General features: G+C 73.0%; 21 protein-coding genes and 1 pseudogene. 8 read left to right on the top strand and 14 right to left on the bottom strand.

What is annotated here, in order from left to right:
- Positions 1-8: 8 nt before the first annotated feature.
- Complete coding sequence (locus tag O7621_RS12475; RefSeq protein WP_282234106.1) at positions 9-398, bottom strand: hypothetical protein; 390 nt, start codon at positions 396-398, stop codon at positions 9-11.
- 42 nt (positions 399-440) lie between these two features.
- Between O7621_RS12475 and O7621_RS12470 the strand changes: the two genes are divergently transcribed.
- The gene (locus O7621_RS12470) at positions 441-1,391 is read left to right on the top strand and encodes a diacylglycerol kinase family protein (RefSeq protein WP_282234105.1); all 951 of its coding nucleotides are present in this window, start codon (positions 441-443) and stop codon (positions 1,389-1,391) included.
- Between the two features lie 425 nt (positions 1,392-1,816).
- Entirely contained in the window at positions 1,817-2,074 is a 258-nt protein-coding gene (locus O7621_RS12465; protein WP_123605230.1) for a WhiB family transcriptional regulator, read from the top strand.
- 118 nt (positions 2,075-2,192) lie between these two features.
- On the opposite strand, the gene O7621_RS12460 is transcribed toward O7621_RS12465, so the two are convergent.
- The 6 genes from O7621_RS12460 to O7621_RS12435 all read right to left on the bottom strand — a co-directional run bounded on the left by O7621_RS12460 (position 2,193) and on the right by O7621_RS12435 (position 8,491).
- Positions 2,193-2,951: a CbiX/SirB N-terminal domain-containing protein gene (locus O7621_RS12460; protein WP_282234104.1), complete on the bottom strand. Its 759-nt coding sequence runs from the start codon at positions 2,949-2,951 to the stop codon at positions 2,193-2,195.
- Complete coding sequence (locus O7621_RS12455; protein ID WP_282234103.1) at positions 2,933-3,694, bottom strand: phosphoadenylyl-sulfate reductase; 762 nt, start codon at positions 3,692-3,694, stop codon at positions 2,933-2,935. The genes O7621_RS12460 and O7621_RS12455 overlap by 19 nt, the downstream gene beginning before the upstream one ends.
- A complete protein-coding gene (locus O7621_RS12450) occupies positions 3,691-3,855 on the bottom strand; it encodes a hypothetical protein (RefSeq protein ID WP_281553493.1) in 165 nt (54 codons plus the stop codon). Before O7621_RS12450 ends, O7621_RS12455 begins: the two co-directional genes overlap by 4 nt.
- A gap of 19 nt (positions 3,856-3,874) precedes the next feature.
- Positions 3,875-5,566 (bottom strand): nitrite/sulfite reductase, encoded by a 1,692-nt coding sequence (locus O7621_RS12445; protein WP_282234102.1) that lies wholly within the window; start codon positions 5,564-5,566, stop codon positions 3,875-3,877.
- A gap of 296 nt (positions 5,567-5,862) precedes the next feature.
- Positions 5,863-7,380: a PAS domain-containing sensor histidine kinase gene (locus O7621_RS12440; protein ID WP_282234101.1), complete on the bottom strand. Its 1,518-nt coding sequence runs from the start codon at positions 7,378-7,380 to the stop codon at positions 5,863-5,865.
- 40 nt (positions 7,381-7,420) lie between these two features.
- A complete protein-coding gene (locus O7621_RS12435; protein WP_282234567.1) occupies positions 7,421-8,491 on the bottom strand; it encodes an SIS domain-containing protein in 1,071 nt (356 codons plus the stop codon).
- Between the two features lie 333 nt (positions 8,492-8,824).
- Here O7621_RS12435 and O7621_RS12430 point away from each other — a divergent pair, with 333 nt between their 5' ends.
- On the top strand, positions 8,825-10,561 hold the full coding sequence (locus O7621_RS12430; protein ID WP_282234566.1) for a tetratricopeptide repeat protein: 1,737 nt from the start codon (positions 8,825-8,827) through the stop codon (positions 10,559-10,561).
- A 73-nt stretch (positions 10,562-10,634) separates the two neighbouring features.
- Here the strand turns inward: O7621_RS12430 and O7621_RS12425 are convergent, their stop codons facing one another.
- The 6 genes from O7621_RS12425 to O7621_RS12400 all read right to left on the bottom strand — a co-directional run bounded on the left by O7621_RS12425 (position 10,635) and on the right by O7621_RS12400 (position 14,821).
- Positions 10,635-10,850 (bottom strand): biotin/lipoyl-binding carrier protein, encoded by a 216-nt coding sequence (locus tag O7621_RS12425; RefSeq protein ID WP_123605236.1) that lies wholly within the window; start codon positions 10,848-10,850, stop codon positions 10,635-10,637.
- A gap of 347 nt (positions 10,851-11,197) precedes the next feature.
- Positions 11,198-11,482 (bottom strand): mycothiol system anti-sigma-R factor, encoded by a 285-nt coding sequence (gene rsrA, locus O7621_RS12420; RefSeq protein WP_278174373.1) that lies wholly within the window; start codon positions 11,480-11,482, stop codon positions 11,198-11,200.
- Between the two features lie 5 nt (positions 11,483-11,487).
- Positions 11,488-12,189 carry a sigma-70 family RNA polymerase sigma factor gene (locus tag O7621_RS12415; RefSeq protein WP_282234100.1) on the bottom strand — a complete coding sequence of 234 codons (702 nt, stop codon included), beginning with the start codon at positions 12,187-12,189 and terminating at the stop codon, positions 11,488-11,490.
- Between the two features lie 450 nt (positions 12,190-12,639).
- Complete coding sequence (locus tag O7621_RS12410) at positions 12,640-13,239, bottom strand: alpha/beta family hydrolase (protein WP_282234565.1); 600 nt, start codon at positions 13,237-13,239, stop codon at positions 12,640-12,642.
- A 164-nt stretch (positions 13,240-13,403) separates the two neighbouring features.
- Positions 13,404-13,799, bottom strand: a complete 396-nt coding sequence (locus tag O7621_RS12405) for a WhiB family transcriptional regulator (RefSeq protein ID WP_278167290.1) — start codon at positions 13,797-13,799, stop codon at positions 13,404-13,406.
- A 251-nt stretch (positions 13,800-14,050) separates the two neighbouring features.
- Positions 14,051-14,821 carry an SOS response-associated peptidase gene (locus O7621_RS12400; RefSeq protein WP_282234099.1) on the bottom strand — a complete coding sequence of 257 codons (771 nt, stop codon included), beginning with the start codon at positions 14,819-14,821 and terminating at the stop codon, positions 14,051-14,053.
- 48 nt (positions 14,822-14,869) lie between these two features.
- Between O7621_RS12400 and aroA the strand changes: the two genes are divergently transcribed.
- The 4 genes and pseudogenes from aroA to O7621_RS12380 form a co-directional block, all read left to right on the top strand.
- Positions 14,870-16,168, top strand: a complete 1,299-nt coding sequence (gene aroA, locus O7621_RS12395) for a 3-phosphoshikimate 1-carboxyvinyltransferase (RefSeq protein ID WP_282234098.1) — start codon at positions 14,870-14,872, stop codon at positions 16,166-16,168.
- Positions 16,141-17,343 carry a ribosome small subunit-dependent GTPase A gene (locus O7621_RS12390; RefSeq protein WP_282234097.1) on the top strand — a complete coding sequence of 401 codons (1,203 nt, stop codon included), beginning with the start codon at positions 16,141-16,143 and terminating at the stop codon, positions 17,341-17,343. Before aroA ends, O7621_RS12390 begins: the two co-directional genes overlap by 28 nt.
- Before the next feature lie 66 nt (positions 17,344-17,409).
- Positions 17,410-18,201 (top strand): histidinol-phosphatase, encoded by a 792-nt coding sequence (gene hisN / locus O7621_RS12385; RefSeq protein WP_282234096.1) that lies wholly within the window; start codon positions 17,410-17,412, stop codon positions 18,199-18,201.
- Between the two features lie 84 nt (positions 18,202-18,285).
- Positions 18,286-19,068: pseudogene (locus tag O7621_RS12380) on the top strand (hypothetical protein); the annotation flags it as partial.
- A gap of 107 nt (positions 19,069-19,175) precedes the next feature.
- Here the strand turns inward: O7621_RS12380 and O7621_RS12375 are convergent.
- Positions 19,176-20,543, bottom strand: a complete 1,368-nt coding sequence (locus tag O7621_RS12375) for a glycosyltransferase (protein ID WP_282234095.1) — start codon at positions 20,541-20,543, stop codon at positions 19,176-19,178.
- Positions 20,544-20,774: 231 nt separating this feature from the next.
- Between O7621_RS12375 and O7621_RS12370 the strand changes: the two genes are divergently transcribed.
- Positions 20,775-20,906: a hypothetical protein gene (locus O7621_RS12370; RefSeq protein WP_282234094.1), complete on the top strand. Its 132-nt coding sequence runs from the start codon at positions 20,775-20,777 to the stop codon at positions 20,904-20,906.
- Positions 20,907-20,955 lie beyond the last annotated feature (49 nt).

The raw sequence follows: 20,955 nt of genomic DNA, 5'->3' as shown, positions 1-20,955 counted from the left end.
TCGGTTGGTCACTCCAGCCCGAAGGCCCGGGTCGTCGGCCCGGCGACCAGCAGAGCGGTCACCACCAGCCCGAGCCCGATCAGCGGCACGCCGAGCCAGGCCAGGCCGCCGACGATCATGTAATAGCCGACCGGTAGCAGCATCAACTGCGCGACGATGGCCGGTGCCCGCGCCGCGCTGCGGCGGCGGGCCACGGCACGGGCCAGCACCGCCAGCAGCACCGCGCCGCCGACGGCGAACCCGGTGACGATAAGCGCCGAGGCGAGGTCGGTCGCGGTGCTGGTGACGTCCTGGTACGCGAGGTAGCCGGCGACCAGCCCGACGGCCACCGCCTCCCCGGCCAACGCCCACACCGCCGACCGCAGGGTCGTCGGTGTGGGCTGTGCGTCGATGGTCACGGCGCCACGATACCCGCGACGGCTCGCGATAAAGTGCCGCCCATGCGGGCCCTCTTGGTGGTCAATCCGAAGGCCACCACCACCAGCGAACGCACCCGGGACGTGATCGTCCGGGCGTTGCGCAGCGAAGTCGACCTGTCGGTGGCGTCCACCCACCGGCGCGGGCATGCCGTCGCGTTGGCCAGGGCGGCCGCTGAGGACGGCTTTGACGTGGTGGTCACGCTGGGCGGCGACGGCACCGTGAACGAGGCCGTCAACGGCCTGATGACGTCTGCTCCGGCGAGGGAGACGCTGCCGGGTCCGGCAGCGGACCGGCTGCCGGCGCTGGCGGTGGTGCCGCTCGGCTCGACGAACGTCTTCGCCCGTGCGGTGGGGCTGCCGCCGCAGTGGCCGGAGGCGACGAGCGTACTGCTGGAGGGTCTGCGGACCGGGCGGTTCCGTACCGTCGGTCTGGGCCGCGCCGACGGCCGGTACTTCACCTTCTGCGCCGGACTGGGGCTGGACGCGGCGGTGATCCGGCAGGTCGAGCGGGCCCGGCTGCGCGGGCGCCGGTCGACCGTCGGGCTCTACCTGCGGTCGATGGTCAGCGAGTTCTTCATCGGCATGGACCGGCGGCATCCGGCGATCCGGTTGGAGCGGGCCGGCGAGCCGGTGGCGGCCGAACTCGCCACGGTCGTGGTGCAGAACACCGCGCCGTGGACGTTCATAGGTGAACGGGCGATCAATCCGAATCCGGAGGCGTCATTCGATCTCGGCCTGGACGTGATGGCGCTTCGCCAATTGCATGTGCCGAGCACCACCCGCACTCTGGCTCAGGTCGCCGCCAGCCGACCGGATCCGCGCGGCCGCCAGCTCGTCCGACTGCACGACTTGTCCGAATTTACGCTATCCGCAACACAACCGCAGGCCTTCCAACTAGACGGCGATTATCTCGGGGAGCGGCTCAAAGTCCGTTTCACGGCAGTCCGAGAGGCCTTGCGGGTGGTCTTCTGACACGCTCTGTAACCGAGCTTCGACTGCGGAGCGTGACCGGAGGCACGGAAGACACGTGGCTGAAATGCCTGCACTGCGGCGCGGACCGTACTACATTGATTCTTGACTGTCGCACTCCGGGTGTCGGTGAGCGTCAGAAAACGGACAAAAGGGTCGTGACGTTGCTCACCCGATTGGACTTTTTCTGAGCGCTACTCTTGACATCGCAGGGGTTCGTGAAAGTATTCACAAGCGGACCGATTCACCCCGGGACGTTGCCTGGATGCGCTCGCCACGCGGCAGCTAGGAGCAACGTTCCACAGGCTTACGCCTGCTCACGCGCTGCCGATCCGACGGATGCAATCCGTTGTGGCCGACTGCGCGGGCGCATAAAGAAAGACCGGAGCATTTACCGCCACCGATCCAGAATGAGGAGTGTTGCCGCCATGGACTGGCGTCACCATGCTGTCTGCCGCGACGAGGACCCGGAGCTGTTCTTCCCGATCGGGACGTCCGGCCCCGCGATCCTGCAGGTCGAGCAGGCCAAGGCTGTCTGCCGGCGCTGCTCCGTGACCGACCAGTGCCTGCAGTGGGCACTGGAGTCCGGACAGGACGCTGGCGTCTGGGGCGGGATGAGCGAAGAGGAGCGGCGCGCCGTCAAGCGTCGCGGCGGACTGCGCGTCCTGCGCGCTCAAACTGCCTGACCCACCCGACCACCAAACGACGTCCGACGGCGCCCCGGGAACTGTCCCGGGGCGCCGTCGCACGTTGCAGTGCCGCGAAACTCAGATCCGGAAACCGCCTCGGTGCGCGGCACTCCACTCAGACCTGCGCCGGCGCGGCCGCCCGGTCGACCCGACGCAGCACCAGCCGGGCCAGTTCCGGCGCGCCGGCCAGGGGTGCCGCCACACAGACCGCGCCGGCCTGCCGGGCCGACGCCATCGCCGTGTCGTAGAGCAGGCCGGGTGCCAGGAAGTACGCGGCCACCGCGACCCGCCGGGCACCCGCCGTACGCAGGATCTCGACCGCCGCCCCGGCGGTCGGCGGCGCCGCCGACGCGAACCCTTCGACGCACGGCGCCCCGAGCTCGGCACCGAACGCCGTCGCGGCCACCGCCACCGTCTCCCGGGCCGGAGCCGACCGGGTGCCGGCGGCGGCCAGCACCACGGCGTCCCAGCCGGTACCGGCCTCGGCGAGTCGCCGCCGCAGCCCGGCAGTCAACAGCGGGTCCACCGCGCCGGAGCCGACCGACGGGCCGAGCACCGGGGTCGTCGTCACCGGCATCCGCAGCCCGTCCCGGTACGCGGCCCGCACCACCTCGGGAATGTCCACCCGGCCGTGGAACGCCTCGGTCAGCAGCAGCGGCACCACCGTCGCCGCCGGATAGCCGGCAGCCTGCAGGTCGGCCAGCACCGCCCCGGGACGCGGTCCGGCGTGGTCCAGGTATGCGGCCCGGACGTCGACCCCAGGCCGGGCCGCAGCGACCGCCCGGACCAGCGCCCGGGTCGCCGTCGCCGCCCGCAGATCCCGGCTGCCGTGTGCCACCAGCACGATCGGCCCGGTCAAACGTGCAGGCCGCACTCGGTCTTCTCAAACATCGCCCAACGGCCGGCCCGCGGGTCCTCGCCGGCGGTGGTACGCCGGGTGCACGGCCAGCAGCCGATCGAGGTGTACCCCTGCTTGAACAGCTCGTTGACCGGGATGTTCCACCGGGACACGTAGGCGTCCACGTCCGCCTGGGTCCACGCCGCGATCGGATTCACCTTGACCCGGCCACGTCGGGCGTCGAACCCGACCACCGGGGTGTTCGCCCTGGTCGGCGACTCGTCACGGCGCAGCCCGGCGGCCCAGGCGTCGTAGTCGCCGAGCGCCCGCTCCAGCGGCTCGACCTTGCGCAGCGCGCAGCACTCGTCGGGCGCCCGGTTGAACAGCCGGGGACCGAACTCGCCGTCCTGTTGACCGACGGTCATCCGGGGCCGGATCGACCGCAGGTTCACCGGCATGGTCGCGGCCACCTGGTCGCGGACCCGCAGCGTCTCCGGGAAGTGCAGCCCGGTGTCGAGGAAGACCACGTCGACGCCGGGCGCCACCCGGGAGACCAGATGCGCCAGCACCCCGTCCGCCATCGAACTGGTCACGCAGAACCGGTCGCCGAAGGTCCGAACCGCCCACCGGGCGACCTCCTCGGCCGGAGCGCCGTCCAGCTCCCGGCCGGCGCGTTCGGCGAGGGCCCGCAGCTCGGCGGGGCTGCGCCGGGTCGGCGGCCGGTCGGCGGCCGGGCCGAGCCGGATCAGGTTCAGGTCGGCGGCGAGCACCGGGCTCATCGGGACACCCCCTTGCGGGCCAGCAGTCCGGTGAACTTGACGGTGAAGACCCGGGCGCAGTCGTGGCACTCCCAGGCGGTGTGCGCGTCGGCGTGCGGGCGGAGGTTCTCCTCCCCGCAGTACGGGCAGTAGAGCGGTGCCGCGCGTGTCTCGGTGCTCACCGCACCTCACCTCGCTCGTTCATCGCAACTCCTCCTCATCGGCCCGGACGACCCACCTGGCGAACGTCTCGCCGTCGGTACGACCGGCCAGGTAGCGACGGACCACCCGTTCGACGTACTCGGGCAGCTCGTCGGCGGTGGTCTTGAGACCCCGCACCTTGCGCCCGAAGCCGGCGGTCTGCCCCTGGGCCATGCCCAGGCCACCGCCGAGATGGATCTGGTAACCCTCGACCTGCCGGCCGTCCGGCCCGACGACCAGCTGGCCCTTCAGCCCGATGTCGGCGACCTGGGTACGGGCGCAGGCGTTCGGGCAGCCGTTGATGTGGATCGAGATGTCGGCGTCCTCGGCGAGACCGGCCGAGGCCAGCCGCTGCTCCAGGTGAGCCACCAGCTCCTCACCGCGCCGCTTGGTCTCGACGATGGCCAGCTTGCAGAACTCGATCCCGGTGCAGGCCATCGTGCCGCGCCGCCAGGTGGACGGCCGGGCCTCCAGCCCGATCGCGCGCATCCCGGTGACCAGCGACTCGACCCGGTCCGGCGCGATGTCGAGCACCAGCAGTTTCTGGTACGGGGTGAGCCGTACCCGGTCCGAGCCGTGCTCGGCGGCCAGGTCGGCCAGGGCGGCGAGCTGGCCGCCGGAGACCCGCCCGACCACCGGGGCGACCCCGACGTAGCGGCGGCCGTCGGCCTGCGGGTGCACCCCGATGTGGTCGATCGGCTTGGCCGGCAGCTCCGGAGCCGGCCCGTCCAGCAGGGTCCGGCCCAGGTACTCCTTCTCCAGCACCTCGCGGAACTTCTCGGTGCCCCAGTCGGCGACCAGGAACTTCAGCCGGGCCCGGTGCCGCAGTCTGCGGTAGCCGTAGTCGCGGAAGATGCCGACCACGCCGGCCCACACGTCGGGTACCTCGGCCAGCGGCACCCAGACGCCGAGCCGCTGGGCGATCATCGGGTTGGTGGACAGCCCACCGCCGACCCACAGGTCGAACCCGGGGCCGTGGTCGGGGTGGTCGACGCCGACGAACGAGATGTCGTTGACCTCGTACGGTGTGTCGGCCAGCCAGGAGATCGACGACTTGAACTTGCGGGGCAGGTTGGAGAACTCCTTGCTGCCCACGTACCGGCGGACGATCTCGTCGATCGCCGGGGTGGGGTCGATCCTCTCGGCGGCGGCGACGCCGGCGACCGGGCTGCCGAGCACGATCCGCGGACAGTCGCCGCACGCCTCGGTGGTCTCCAGCCCGACGTCCTCCAGGGCCTTCCAGATCGCCGGCATGTCCTCGACCCGGATCCAGTGCAGCTGGATGTTCTGCCGGTCGGTGACGTCGGCGGTGTCCCGGGCGTACCGCTGCGAAATGTCGGCGATGGTACGCAGCTGGGCCAGGTTCAGCTGACCACCGTCGATGCGCACCCGGAGCATGAAGTACTCGTCCTCCAGCTCGTGCGGCTCCAGCACGGCGGTGCGCCCGCCGTCGATGCCCGCCTTGCGCTGGGTGTACAGGCCCCACCAGCGGAACCGGCCGCGCAGGTCGGCCGGGTCGATCGAGGCGAAGCCCCGGTGGGCGTAGATGGTCTCGATCCGGGCCCGGACGTTGAGCGGATCGTCGTCCTTCTTGGTTCGCTCGTTGGGGTTGAGCGGCTCGCGGTGCCCGAGCGCCCACTGCCCCTCGCCGCGCCGGCGGCCGGGTCGGGTCGGGGTGCTGCTGCGCGCCATCGCGGCGTCCTCCGTGTCTGCGGGTCGATCTCGGTGGGCGGCACGGGCGCCTGCGTCGTCGTCGACGGGGCCAGGGAGGAGGCCGGCGCGGGATGCCGCCCGGAACACAAATAGGTCGGGCGTGCCTCAGTCGGCCGGACAGATGGCGCTGCGGACGCGACCGTAATCGACGTGGCGGCGAACCACGAAGCGGCGCTCAACGGCAGCGGTCATGGCACGAATGTTGCCACATCCGTACCGGTCAGACCAGCGCACCGTAGCCGACGTCCCACATGACGGGCGGGTTGTGGGCCGGCTCACCTGCGGGCAAGCGGGACCACCAGCACCGCCTCGGTGCCGCCGCCCGCCCGGTTGCGCAGCTCGATGGTGCCGCGCAGCTCGCCGGTGGCCAGGGCCCGCACGATCTGCAGGCCGAGCCGACCGCCTGCGGTCGCGTCGAACTCCGCCGGCAGTCCCCGACCGTTGTCGACCACCGTCACGTGCAGCTGCTTGCGGAACCGGTACACCGTCACCACCACCTCGGCGGCCGGCTGCGACGCCCCGCCGCCCTCAGCGGCGGGTGGGAAGCCGTGCTCGACCGCGTTGAGCAGCAGCTCGTTGAGCACCATCACCAACGAGGTGGCGATCTCCGCCGGCAGTACGCCGAACGTGCCCTCCCGGCGCATGACCACCTCGACCTCGGTGGCGGCCACTTCGGTGGCGGCGCTGGCCACCCGGTCCAGGATGCCGTCGAACTCGACCGCCTCGTCGCTGGACATGGCGAGGGTCTCGTGCACCAGGGCGATCGACGCGACCCGGCGCACCGACTCCTCCAGGGCCGCCCGCGCCGCCGGCTGCGCCACCCGGCGGGCCTGCAGCCGCAGCAGCGCCGCCACCGTCTGCAGGTTGTTCTTCACCCGGTGGTGGATCTCCCGGATGGTGGCGTCCTTGGTGATCAGCGCCCGGTCCCGACGGCGTACCTCGGTGATGTCGCGGACCAGCACCAGCGCACCGATCGGCACGCCGGCCGGCATCAACGGCAGCGCCCGGGTGAGCATGGTGGCGCCACGGGCCTCGATCTCCTTGCGGGCCGGCGCCTCGCCGCGTAGCGCGGCCAGCATCCGGTTGGCCGCGTCGGTGCCCTCCAGCGGGTCGTCGGCGAGCCGGTGGCACAGCGCGGCGAGGTCCTCACCCACCAGGTGGGCGGAGAAGCCGAGGCGGCGAAACGCCGACTGGGCGTTCGGGCTGGCGTACGTGGTCTTGCCGCTGGCGTCCAGCCGGATCAGCCCGTCGCCGACCCGGGGCGCCGAGGTGGTCTCGCCCGGGTGCCGGGCCGGCGGGAAGGTGCCGTCGGCGACCATCTGGGCGAGGTCGTCGGCGGTGGTCAGGTAGTTCAGTTCGAGCTGGCTGGGGGTGCGGGCGGTGGACAGGTTGGTGTCCCGGCCGACCACCGCGATCACCCGCCCGGTCTCCCCGACGGCCGGGCGCATCCGGACCGGCATCGCCTCGTGCCGGGCCGGCGTGTTGCCGTACCAGACCGGGTCGCCCTCGCGCCAGATCCGACCCTGGTCGTAGGCGATGGTCAGGTGCGCCACCTCCGGGCCGTCCACCGTCCGCCCGACCTGGTCGTCCTGGTAGGCGGTCGGCGCCGTGGTGGGCCGGACCTGGGCCACGCACAGGAACGAGCTGTCGGCGGCGACCGGCACCCAGAGCAGCAGGTCGGCGAAGGACAGGTCGGAGAGTAGCTGCCACTCCCCGGCGAGCCGGTGCAGGTGGTCGATGTCGACCGGCCCCAGAGAGGTGTGCTCCTCGACGAGATCACGCAGGGTGGACACCCTCGTAGCCTGCCATGCGGCGGCGGGGCGGACACAGCCGTCACCGGGTGGAGGTGACCTTGGCCAGCCCACGGGGCGCGTCCGGGTCCTCGCCCCGGGCCAGCGCGAGGGCCAGGGCCAACTGCTGCGCGGGCAGGATGTCCAGCAGCGGCGCGTACCGCTCGTCGACGTCGGGCACCCCGATCACCGCGGCTGGGCCGATCACCGCGGTCGGGCCGGTCGGGCCGGCACCGATGGCGGCGGCACCGGCCCCGATGGCGAGTACGTCGGCCCGCCGCTCGCCGAGCCGGCGCAGCACGTCGCGCATGGCGGTGCCGCCGGGCCCGGAGCCGACCACGGCCAGCACCGGCACGTCGGGGTCGGTCATCGCCAGCGGGCCGTGCAGCAGGTCGGCTCCGGAGAAGGCGAGCGCCGGCAGGTACGACGTCTCCATCAGTTTCAGGGCGGTCTCCCGCGCGGTCGGGTAGCCGTACCCGCGCCCGGTGGTGACCAGCCGGGCGGCGAACCGGTAGCGCGGGGCCAGCTCGGCGGCGGTGGGATCGGCCAGCACCCGCTCGGCGAGCCCGGGCAGGGCGTCGAGGTCGGCCCGCTCGTCGGACGGCAGCGTCCCGTCGCCGGCGCGGATCCCCTCGACCAGCATCAGCAAAGCGAGCAGCTCGGCGGTGTACGTCTTGGTGGCGGCGACCGCCCGCTCGTGGCCGGCGGCGATGTCGACGGTGAGCTCGGCGGCGGCGGCCAGCGGCGACTCGGGGGTGTTGGTCACCGCCACGGTGAGCGCGCCCTGCTCCCGGGCCACCGCCAGCACCTCGGCGAGATCCGGTGAGCCGCCGCTCTGGCTGACCCCGACGACGAGCGCGTCCCGCAGGTCGGGACGGGCGCCGAAGAGGGTCACGGCGCTCGGTGAGGCCAGCCCGGCGGGCAGCCCGAGCCGGATCTCGGTCAGGTACGCAGCGTACAGCGCGGCATGGTCGGAGGTGCCCCGGGCGGTGAACACCACGTGGCGTGGGCGGCGGGCGGCGATCGCCGCCGCCACCACGGCGATCGGGTCGGCGTACGCCGGCTGTAGCAGCCGGGCGTAGCCGGCCGGCTGTTCGGCGATGTCGGCGGCCATCCCGGCACCGGGCCGGGCGGTGCCCGCCCCGTCCGCTGCCCGCGCCCGGTCAGCTGCCCGGTCAGCCGTCCCGGGCTGGTCCGACACCGGCTTCCACTGCGTCACGACGCCTCCCTGTCTGCGCGAATCCGCTCGAACAGTGAGCATTCTTGCACTTTTCTGCCACTTAGCGCAATGAAGCGAGCAGTAATGCGCAGGGTGCGACGTTTGGCGCTCCGTGCCCTAGGCTGCCGGAGCCAGGGGGGACGATCACGCTACGAGGATCGGAAGAACGTGTCCGAGGGATTGCACGACCCGCGGCTGGCGGCCGAGGGCGAGCTGGCACTGGCCCGGATGGCACTCGACGAGGGTGACTACCGGCACGCCGCCGACCACGTCGCCGGTGCGATCACGCACGCGCCGACCATGCCCGAGGTGCATGAGATGCTCACCCGGCTGGCTGCGTGCACCGGCGGAGGTCTCGACCTGTTCCCACTGGACGAGCAGGTTTTCATCGGTGCGGTGGTGGCCCGGGCGCATCTGCTGGCCGCCGCCGGCCGCGCCGGCGAAGGGCTGGAGTTGCTGGCCGCCGCGACCGGGCACGCGCCGACCGTGGACTGGGCCGGGGTGCCCTGGGTCGGCGCCGAGGACCTGCCGGCCCGGCTCGACCCGGACCAGATCGCCATCGTGCTGATGCAGATCTGCGCCAGCGTGCCGGACCCGGTACCCGCCGCCGACCGGCCGCCCCTGCTGCCGTACCTGCGGCTCGCCGGGCACGCCACCGCCGCACACCCCGACCACGGCCTGCTGCTCGGCGCCAGTTCAGCGCTGGCCCGGCGGCTCGGGGAGATCGCCACCGCGCTCGACTGGGCGAGCCAGGGGGTCCGCGCCGAGCCGTCCAAGCTGGCCGAGGTGTGGCTCGGGTACGCGTACCGCAGCGCCGGGCGCACCGGTGCGGCGATCGCCGCCCTGCGCCGAGCGAGCGCCCACGACCCGGACGACCTGTCCATCTACGCCGACATCGCCGGCACCCTCGCCGACGCGGGACGCCTCGACGAGGCGATCGACTGGATCGAGCGGGCGCTGGCCCGCAACCCCACCTTCGACTGCGCGGTGCACACCGCGTGCCGGCTACGCTACCGCCGAGACGGCGGCCTACGCCATCTGATCGCCCTGGCGGACTTCCAGCGGGACCACCCGGACGACTCGCACGAACACCACGACCTGGCCGAGTGCTGCCACGACCGGCCCTGGCTGGCCCGGCTGCCGGCGGCCGGCGGTCCGGTGGTCGCCACTGTCGAACGGGCACTCACCCGTGGCCTGGTGCCGACCCGGCTGTCGCTGCGCCAGCCGGAGCCGCCCAGCGCGATGCGGCTGCTCGGAACGGCCCTGCCCGGGCTACCGGTCACCGTGGAGCGGACCCCGACACCGGATCCCCGTCAGCCACGCCGCACCTCGGTACGGCAGCTCTGGCGCTACGCCGGCTGGCAGGCCGATCCGGCGCTGGAGCACCCGTCACCGCAGGCGTGCGAGCGAATCCGGCAGATCGCCCAGCCGGTCTGGCACCATCCGCCGGCCGCGTACGACAGCGCGGTGATCCTGGCCACCCTCGACGCCGACGACCTGCTCGGCCTGCTGGTACATCCACCGCCGCCAGCGGATCCGGCCGGCACCGACCCGGCCGGCTGGCTGCGGTGCGTGCAGGTGTGGGCCTGCCTGGGCATGCTGCACCACCGCACCGACGAGCCCTGGCCCGACTCGACCCGGCGCCGGGTGCTCGTCGACGTGGCCTGGGGCGTCGAGGACTGGGCCGCCGAGGCCGCACTGTTCGCCCTGGTCACCGCCGCCTGGGTGGATCCGGCGGTACGCCCGGACGTGGCCCGGGTGGTGGCGGAGCGGCTCGCCGACGCGGTGGAGGTCGCCGGGCACCGAACCGTGCCGATCCTGTGGTCGTTGGCCCACCTGGCCCTGGCGACCCCGGAGCTGGACCCGGACACCGCCAGCACGGCACGCCGGATCGCCGGCCGGTCGGCGCGAATCCCGCGCCAGCGCCGGCCCGGTCTGATCCGTCGGCTGCTGGGCCGAGCCTGATCCCCGTACGGCCGGCCGTCGCCGCCGACCGCGACGCCCGGGTCCGCTAGATATCGACCGGTCCGCGAAGAACCTATTCGATGACCGCGATCAGGTCGCCTTCCTGGACCACGTCGCCCTCGTCGACGGCGAGTTTCTGCACCACCCCGTCGGACTCGGCGACCACCGGGATCTCCATCTTCATCGACTCCAGAATCACCAGGGTGTCGCCGTCGGAGACGGTGTCGCCGGCGGCGGCCACCACCTTCCAGACGTTGGCTACCATCTCGGCCCGGATCTCTTCGGCCATCGGCCGGCCCTCCTCCGTACGCCCGGCCCACTGGCCGGCCCGTCCCTCGCGCCGGCCCATCGGCCGGCCCGTCCCGTAACCACCGGCCCGTCCCGCATGTGCCGGTTGCGACATGCGAAAGGTATCCAATGGCGTGCCCGTCGCGCATGCCGCTCGCCGGCCCGGCCTAGCATCAACGGGTCAGCTCCCGGTCTACGGGAGACACCGTCCGACGGGAGGACCGATGGCCAAGAAGGCTCGTAAGAAGAAGGCACGTAAGAAGAGCGCGGCCAACCACGGCAAGCGCCCCAACTCCTGATGCCGGTGGGTCGCCGGTCGGGCCACCCGGCCGGCGACCCGCAGCAGGGTCAGTCCGGCAGGTACTCCCGCGAGTCCGTGTCGAACACGAACTCGCTGAGCTTGGCGCGCAGCCGGTCCCGCAGCTCGGCCGGCGCCGTCTCGTTGCCACAGCAACGCGCGACGAGCGCCTTGACCTCCTGCTCGATGCCGTACTCCCGCAGGCACGGGGAGCACTCGTCGAGGTGATGCCGGATGAGTTCCCGCCGCTCCTCGGCACACTCCAGGTCCAGGTAGAGGTAGACCTCGGCGAGCACCTGACGGCAGTCCTGGTCGAACGAGTCACCGCCTTGCACGATCGTCACACCTCCTGGCCGGCCGCGGCGGGCTTGGTCGAGCGGACCCGGTTGAGGCCGCGATCGGTGGCATAGCGCTCCAGCATCCCGCGCAGATTCCGCCGCCCGCGGTGCAACCGGGACATGACCGTCCCGATCGGAGTCCCCATGATGTCGGCGATCTCCTTGTAGGAGAAGCCCTCGACGTCGGCAAGGTAGACGGCGAGCCGGAAATCCTCCGGCAGTTGCTGCAGGGCCTGCTTGATGTCGCTGTCCGGCAGCCGCTCCAGCGCCTCGGTCTCGGCGGACTTCAGTCCGCTGGAGGTGTGTGACTCAGCGGCGGCGAGCTGCCAGTCGGTGATCTCCTCGGTCGGCGCCTGCACCGGCTGGCGCTGCCGCCGACGGTAGGAGTTGATGTAGGTGTTCGTCAGGATGCGGTAGAGCCAGGCCTTGAGGTTGGTGCCCTCCTCGAACTGGTGGAAGGCGGAGAACGCTTTGAGGTACGTCTCCTGCACCAGGTCCTCGGCGTCGGCCGGGTTACGGGTCATCCGCAGCCCGGCCGCGTACAACTGATCGACGAAGGGTAATGCGTCACGCTCGAACCGCGCGCGCCGCTCGTCTGTCCGCTCTGATCGGGTCAACCGCTCGTCCCCCCTCGACTGTCCCGCCGAGGATACGCGCAAAGGCTGACCGCCCGTTGCGGTTCGACCAGGTGTGCCCGTACTCACCGGTCGTGTGGCAGGCTGACCTGTCCGGCGCGGGGTCGGGTCACCGACCCGCCGGGTGGCTGACGCCGGCCGGACCGGTCCGTGAGGTCGGGACGGCCCCGGCGCGGCGAGCCCTTCCAGGGTCCGCAACTCGGGTGACCATTCGAAGGCGTCCCGCAGCCGACGGCCCCCGTCGTGCTGGCCCGCGGGCTGCGTCGCGCCGCGTATGTGGATGCGCACCGGTTCCACCCCTTCGTCGAGACTGAGCTCCCGGGGTAGTAACGCGGGCCGGGTGGTAGCGCATTCCAACCCGTCCCGGCCCCGGAACCCGGTGACGGGCTCCGGAACCGGGAAGGGCCTGGGAGTTCCCGCGGCGGTGTCGCCACCGCGGCGCTCCGGACGCCGGCTCGGCGTCGCGGACACCCGATGCAACGACGGGTACCGGGCGCCGGACACGGCCCGGGTGTGCGGTCACCGGCCCGCCCAGCCGTGCCGGACCAGCCAGTCGACCACCACGTCGGCCGTGCCGGCCGGGTCGACCCGCAGGTCGTGCCGTTCACCCGGCCGGATCACCACGTCGCGGCCGGCCGCCGGGGGCGGTGCCCCGAACGGGTCGCGATCGCCGTTCACCACCAGCGTCGGCCGGCCGGTGTCGAGCTCGTCCTCCCGGGTCCGCTCCGGCCGCCCGGGCGGGTGCAGCGGGAAGGCGAGGGCGACGACCGCGTCGGCGTGCACCGCCGCAGCCGTACGGCAGGCCACCCGCGCGCCGCTGGACCGTCCGCCGACGATCAGCGGTGGCGCGGGGGTGAATCCGGCGACCGCCTCGGTGACCACGGCACGCCAGGCCTCGTCCAGGTGGTGTGCCGGCGCGGGAGCCCGCCGACCGGCGACCCGGTACGGCTGGGTGACCAGGGCCACCGCCACCGCTGCCCGGGACGCCGCCGAGCGCAGTGCCGACAGGTCGGCGGCGGTCACGTCACCGCCGGCACCGTGCCCGAGCACCAGCAGACTGGCCGGGGGCACCGGCGGCACCGTCAGGTCGACCCAGGCGGTGCCGCGCGGCGTCGGCACCGACCGCCGGTCGGCGCTCGGGCCCACGGTTGCGCCCGGGTCGGCCGGCTCGCCCCGGCCTACCGGCCCGCCCGGGTCCACCGCCTCCGGCTGGTCCGGGTGGCTTCGCTTCACCGGACCATTGTGCCGTCGTCGCCGGGCGTACCCGCCTGGCAACGCCCCGATCAGCTCAGCGGCACCAGGGTGAGTAACCGGTCGCGGACCGGCGGGCCGGCTTCGTCGACCGGACCGGGATCCGGACCACCGCCGGAGCCCCGCCAGGCCACCTGCATGGCCCGGCGTTCCCGCGGGGTCGTCGCCCCCCAGACGCCGTGGCTGTCCCCGGCGTCAAGCGCCCAGGCCAGGCACGGCCCCTGGACCGGACAGGTACGGCAGAGCGCGACTGCGGCGTCGGCCGGTTCACTCGGCGCGGGGAAGAACGTCTCCGGGTCGACGCTCTGGCAAACCCCGCGAGTCCGCCAGGCCTCGTCGAGGCGGCGTTCCGCCATCGCTGTGAGCAGCCTGGGGTCGCGCCGCGCGGCTGCGACCTCATGTGGACGGGGCATTCGCGCCCGTGTCATTACCCACCTCCCCCGTGGGATCTTAGACATTGATCAACGTCGTTGGTTTGCGGCGAATCAGAATCCACTGTCGGCGCTGGTTTCTATCGCACTTCGGCAGCCACAGACAAGGGCCTGCATCGATTCTGGGGAAAATACGTCCCGGCGATTCGGTCCCAACACTGGCAAACCCCCGCCCGCGTGGTCGGCCGATCACCGAAAGTAGGACCCCGGCGTCACCGCCGGGCCTGGGAGCGGTACCATCCGCAGGGTCAGAAGAGCTCCGGGTGCGCCGCCGGACCGGCCGGCCGCGACCCGCTCCCCGGAGCGACCCGTCGCACCAGTTCGGCGCCGTTGTTACGGACGTTGCCGACCGCCGTACCCACCGGCCGAATCTCGATGCGGTCCAGGTAATTGTCATCCGGCGCAGCCAGCAGGGCGGTGCCGTCCACTTCCGGGTCGAGCCATTCGGCCCAGCGCTCCTCCGGCAGCAACAGCGGCATTCGATCATGAACCTCGGCGAACGGCCCGACCGCCGCAGTGGTAATCACACTGCTCGTGATCATTGGGTCCGGCCGGCCCCAAACCGACCAGAGACCGGCGAACGCCAGTACCCGGCCGTCGACCGGGGTCATGAAGTACGGCTGCCCGCCACCGCGCCGGGCACCGGGCGGGCGTACCCACTCGTACCAGCCGTCGGCCGGCACCAGACAGCGACGACGGGCGAACGACGGCGCGAACGCCCGACTGGACGCGACCGTCTCCGACCGCGCGTTGATCATGCGGGTGCCGATCCGAGCGTCGGCCGCCCACGGCGGCACCAGGCCCCACCGGGCCACGCTCACCACCCGTCGGGCGGCTGCCGGCTCGGCGGCCGGCTGCGGCTGGTCGGTCCGGTCCCCCCGGGACAGCCGCACGATGGGCACCGGATCGGTGGGTGCCGCGTTGTAGTCGGCCGCCAGCGGGCCGCCCGTGTCGTCCAGCGCCTCGAACAACGCGGAGAGATCCGCCGCGCTGCGCGTGGTCGCGTACCGCCCGCACATGGTGCCCAGGCTAGTTGGTCGGCCCGGCCCGGTTGGCACACTGTACGGGTGCCTGAACTCAGCAGTGTCCCGCCGCACCAGCCATGGACCGCACCCCGCGCCGCCGGGCCGATCCGGTCCACCCTCCGACTGCCCGGCTCGAAGTCGATGACCGCCCGCGCCCTGGTGCTGAGCGCGCTCGGCACCGCCCCCGGCGGCGTTGTCCGCCCGCTGCGGGCCCGGGACACCACGCTGATGGCCGCCGGCCTGGCCGCGATGGGCACCGGGATCGAGACCGGCTCCGCGCGGCGCTGGCCGGTCGTCCCGGCCGCACTGCACGGCCCGACACACGTCGACGTCGGCCTCGCCGGCACCATCATGCGGTTCCTGCCGGCGGTGGCCGGGCTGGCCGACGGTCCGGTCACCTTCGACGGCGACCCGCAGGCCCGGGCCCGCCCGCTCGGCCCGCTGCTCGACGGCCTGCGCCACCTCGGGTTGCGCATCGACGCCGCGCTGACCGGCGGGTTGCCGATCACCGTGCACGGCACCGGACAGGTCACCGGCGGTGCGGTCGAGGTCGACGCCTCGAAGTCCAGCCAGTTTGTCTCCGGGCTGCTGCTGGCCGCGCCCCGGTTCACCGGCGGGGTGCTGGTCCGACACACCGGGGCGGTGCTGCCGTCCACCCCGCACATCGCGATGACCGTCGAGATGCTGCGCGCCGCCGGTGCGGTGGTGGACGACTCGGTGCCGCGGACCTGGCGGGTCGAGCCGGGCGAACTGCGCGGGCGGGACTGGCCGATCGAGCCCGACCTGTCCGGCGCGCTGCCCTTCTTCGCCGCCGCGCTGGTCACCGGCGGCACGGTCACGCTGGCCGACTGGCCGACGCGGAGCGCCCAGCCGGTAGGCCTGCTGATCGAGCTGATCGAGCAGCTCGGCGGCTCGGCCACGGTTGACGCCGCCGGGCTGACCGTCCGGGGCACCGGCACGGTGCGCGGCGTCACCGTCGACCTGCGCCAGGTCAGCGAGTTCACCCCGGTGCTCGCCGCACTCGCCGCACTCGCCGACGCGCCGTCACGGCTGACCGGCGTCGCCCACATCCGTGGACACGAGACCGACCGGCTGGCGGCACTCGCCGCCGAGCTGACCGGGCTCGGCGCCGCAGTGACCGAGCTGCCCGACGGGCTGGAGATCGCCCCCAAACCGCTGCACGGCGCGGTGTTCCGCACCTACGACGACCACCGGATGGCGCACGCCGCCGCCGTGCTCGGCCTGGCGGTGCCGGGCGTCGAGTTGACCGACGTCGCGTGCACGGCCAAGACGCTGCCGGAGTTTCCGGCACTATGGTCGGCGGTGGCGGCAGGAGACTGACCGCGACGGGAAGGGAGCAGATCCTGGCCGGCAGGCGCAGGGAGTACGACGAGGACGACGTGCGGGTACGACCGCGCCGGTCGTCCCGGCCGCGTACCCGCACCCGGCCGGCGCACGACGACGCGGTCAACGGTTTCGTGGTCACGGTAGACCGGGGCCGCTACGGCTGCGTACTCACCGGCCCGCCGGCTCCGCAGCCGGTCGCCGGCCCGCCTCCGGTGGTGACCGCGATGCGGGCCCGGGAGCTCGGCCGGCGCGCGGTGGTGGTGGGCGACCGGGTCGCGTTGGTCGGCGACGTCTCGGGTGACGCCGGCAGTCTCGCCCGGATCGTCCGGATCGACGAACGGGCCTCGGTGCTGCGCCGTACCGCCGACGACGACGAGAGCACGCCGGAAGGTCGGCTGGAACGGGTGGTCGTCGCCAACGCCGACCAACTGGTGATCGTCAGCGCGTTGGCCGACCCGCCGCCCCGGACCGGGTTCATCGACCGTTGCCTGGTCGCCGCGTACGACGCCGGGATCGACCCGCTGCTCTGCCTGACCAAGGCCGACCTGGCCGACCCGGCGCCGGTCGTCGACTACTACCGGGACCTCGACCTGGAGTACGTACTGTGCCGACCCGGCAGTGACCTGGCCGACCTGCGGCACCGCCTGGCGGGTCGACTGTCGGTGCTGGTCGGGCACTCCGGGGTGGGTAAGAGCACGCTGGTCAACCGGCTCGTGCCGGAGGCGTTGCGAGCGGTCGGCACGGTCAGCGCGATCGGCCGGGGACGGCATACCTCGTCCAGCGCGGTAGCCCTGCGGCTGCCGTGCGCCGACGCGTCGCCTGACGATGCCGACACGTCGGCCGACGACGGTGCCGGTGCGGGGAGTCGGGCCGACGCGCGGGTCGTGCCGGCCGGCGACCCCGGATGGATCGTCGACACGCCCGGCGTACGCAGTTTCGGGCTGGCCCACGTGTCGGCCGAGAGCCTGCTGCACGGCTTCGCCGACCTGGTCGAGGGGAGCCTCGACTGCCCGCCGAACTGCGAGCACACCGGCGACGCCGGCCAGTGCCGGCTGGCCGGCTGGGTGGCGGCCGGCAACGCCGATCCGCGCCGGCTGGCGTCGTACCGGCGGCTGTTGGACTCGCGGTCCGGGGATACTGAGACCGGCCGTACCGCGACCCGCGAGTGAGCGGACCGGACCTTACGCGGTGGGACATCCGACCATTGCGGTGAGTAATCAGATACCTTTCCCGCCATGGCCCGGTACGCCGACGATCTCTCCCTCGCCCATCTACTCGCCGACACCGCGGACTCGATGTCGATGGCCCGGTTCCGGGCACTCGACCTGCGGGTCGAAGCGAAGCCGGATCTCACACCGGTCTCCGACGCGGACACCGCCGTGGAGAAGGCGCTGCGCGCCACCCTGGCCCGGACCAGACCTCGCGACGGCGTGCTGGGTGAGGAGTTCGGCGCGTCGGTCGCGGCGGCGGGGCCCGGCAACCGGCAGTGGGTGATCGACCCGATCGACGGCACCAAGAACTTCATCCGGGGCGTACCGGTCTGGGCGACGCTGATCGCCCTGATGGAGGGGGACCAGCCGGTGGTCGGCCTGGTCTCGGCGCCGGCGCTGGGCCGACGCTGGTGGGCCGCAATCGGTCACGGAGCGTACGCAGGACGGCACACGGCCGCCGCGACCGCGATCCAGGTCTCCGGGGTCCGCCGCCTCGCCGACGCCAGCTTCTGCTACTCCTCGCTGACCAGTTGGGAGGAGTCCGGGCGACTACCGGCCATGCTGGACATCATGCGGTCGGTGTGGCGCAGCCGGGCCTACGGGGACTTCTACGGCTACATGCTGGTCGCCGAGGGCGCGGTGGACGCGATGGTCGAACCGGAACTGTCGCTGTGGGACCTGGCCGCGTTGATCCCCATCGTCACCGAGGCGGGTGGCACCTTCACCGATCTGACCGGCCGGGCCGGCCCGGCCGGCGGCAGCGCCGTGGCCAGCAACGGCAAACTGCACTCCGATCTGCTGCACCGGCTCAGCTGACCGCAGCCGGTCTCAGGTAGAGCAGCTCGAGCGACCGTCTATCCTCGCCGGGTGACGTCGACCGGTTGGTTTTTTCTCACGGCGATGATCGCCACGTACGGCGTCGCACACCTCTTCCAGGCGGTGGCCGCCGCCCGCACCACGGTCCGTCACTGCTTCGACCCCGGTCTGCTGCTGCGACTCGCCCGGCAGCCGGTGTACCTGATCGGCCTCGGCTGCCAGTGCCTCGCCTTCGTGCTGGCCTTCCTCGCCCGGCGGGACCTGCCGCTGTTCCTGGTCCAGGCGAGCGTGGCCGCCGCTCTCGGCGTGACCGCGCTGCTCGGGGTACTGACCCTGGGCTGGCGGCTGCCGACCGCCGAGGTGGTCCTGCTGGTGCTGCTGCTGGTCGGAGTAACCGCGCTGGTCATCGCCGCCCGGCCCGCGCCAGCGCACCCGCTCGGCCCCCGCGCGGTGGCCGTCATCGCCCTCGCCGGCCTGCTGATCGCCGCCCTCGGTGCCGGGGCGGCCCGACTCGACGGCCCGGCTGCCGCCGTCCTGCTCGGACTGCTCGCCGGGTTCGCCTTCTCCGCCGCCGCGGTCGCCTCCAGGCCACTCGCCGGCACTGCCAATTACCGCGACCTGGTCACCGAGCCGCTGCTCTACCTGCTGATCGTGCACTCAGCCATCGGTCAGTGGCTGATCGGCCTGGCGATGCAGCGCGGCTCGGTCACCGCCGCCATCGCTGCGATGGACGCGGCGGGCGCGGTACCGGCCGCCGTCGTCGGCCTGCTGCTGCTCAACGACAAGATCTGGCCCGGACGCGAATGGCTGGCCGCGGTCGGTTTCCTCATCACGCTGGCCGCCGTGCTCGGTCTGACCCGGTACGCGACGACTCAGCACGCACCCGAGACCGCGCAGCCGGCCTGGGCCGACGGCCCGGGTCAGGCAGGCCGGCCGGTCAGGGTCAGCGTCGGGCCAGACACCGACAGCGCCGGTCAACCGGCCCGGACCGGCGTGGCGGTCGCCGCCGCCGGCGCGGTCGCCTCCAGCGGCGCCGTGGCATCGATCGCCGCCAGATCGATCTCCACGTCGACCGGCTCGACCGAATCACCGTCGGGCAACTGCCCGGAGACGACGCCGCTCGACCCGACCGGCACCGGGCCGCCGTGGCGCGACCCGAGCACCCGCTGGTAGAGCCGTTCGATGGCGGCAGCGGTCCGGTCCCAGCCGTACCGGCACCGGACCCGGTCAACCGCCGCGTGCCCGTACGCGAACCGCTCGGCCTCGTCGGCGAGCAGCCGCCGCAGCGCGACGCCGAGCGCCCGGACGTCACCGGGCGGCACCAGCCGACCGGTCACCGCGTCCACCACACAGTCGGCCACCCCGCCGTGGGCGTAGCCCACGACCGGCACGCCGCACGCCATCGCCTCCAACGCCACCGTGCCGACCGGCGCGTACCGGCTGGTGCAGGCGACCACGTCAACCGACCGGTACAGCTGCGGCATCTCCCCAACCGGCACCGCCCCGAGCAGTTCGATCTGGTCGGCCACCCCGTACCGGGTGGCCACGTCCCGCAGCCGCCGGGCGTCCGGATGCCCGGCCAGCTCGGCCCGGTCGGGCCCGCCGACGATGAGCACGTCGACGTCGCCGACCAGCCGGAGCGCGCCGATCAGCTCGTCATGCCCGGAGCCGGGGGTGAGGTCGCCGACGGCGAGCAGCCGGCGACGCCGCCGTACCGGCGACGCCGGGTCTGGCGCGAACCGTGTGGTGTCCACCCCAGGTGGGATCATCGCGACCGATGCCCGGTCACGTCCCATCCGGGCCAGCTCGTCCACCTCTTCGGTGCACTGCGCGACGGCCGCGTCGACCACCCGGCACAGCGCCTGCTCGAGCGCGATCCGTTGCCGCGGACCCTGGTAGCCCGTACCCAACTGCCGCTGCTGTTGACTACCGATGCTGTGGAAGGTCTGCACCAGCGGAACCCGGCTGCGGCCGACCGCACTGGCCGCCGCGAGACCACCCGGCCAGAAGTGCCCGTGCACCACCTCCGGCGTCCACTCCCCGTCGTCCCACTGACCCGCCAGCCAGCGACCGAACTCCGGCAGGTGGGCCAGCAGTTCGGCGGTGCCCAGCCGGGTCGGCGGACCGACCGGCACCCGGATCAGCTGGTAGCCGTCCGACGACTCGCCGTCCGGCTCGTCCGGCCCGGTCCGCCGCTGGTAGACCCGAACCTCGTGACCGAGAGCAGCCAGTTCGGTGGCGAGCCGGGCGATGTGCTGCCGGGTGCCGGTGACCGGCTGCCCGGCGGTGTCGAGACGTCCGGGGTCACGCTGTGCGAGGTCGCGGTGTACGGGGTGGCCCATCGCAGCTCCATCGTGGGCAGACACCAGACCGACGCGCATCTTCACCTCCGTTGCTCGTCACGGGTGCTAGCGGTTCTTTCTAACCCCTGCGGTACGAGGATTCCTCCGGTTCCGGCGAGCACCACCCTCGGGTGAGAGCCACGGGTGAGGCACGACGACCCACGCCGGTGGTATGACACGCCCAAATCGGGGTACCCGCACACATGACAGCGGCCGGGACCGGTCACGCCGGTGTCGGTGCGGACCGGTCTGCGCGACGGCCGGCTGCGGATGTCGGTACGCGACGGCTCGGACGGCCTGCCCACCCTGGCCGGGCCGGTCCCGGATGCCCGACCGCGTTGGGTGGTCGGGGCGTGCTGCTGATCGACTCGGTGGCGCGGCGGTGGGGCTGTACCCGGCTGCGAGGCGGCAG

The sequence above is a fragment of the Solwaraspora sp. WMMD937 genome (assembly GCF_029581175.1).
Taxonomy (GTDB): Bacteria; Actinomycetota; Actinomycetes; order Mycobacteriales; family Micromonosporaceae; genus Micromonospora_E.
Note: the sequence above shows the minus strand (reverse complement) of the source record. Positions and strands in the feature narration are given on the sequence as shown.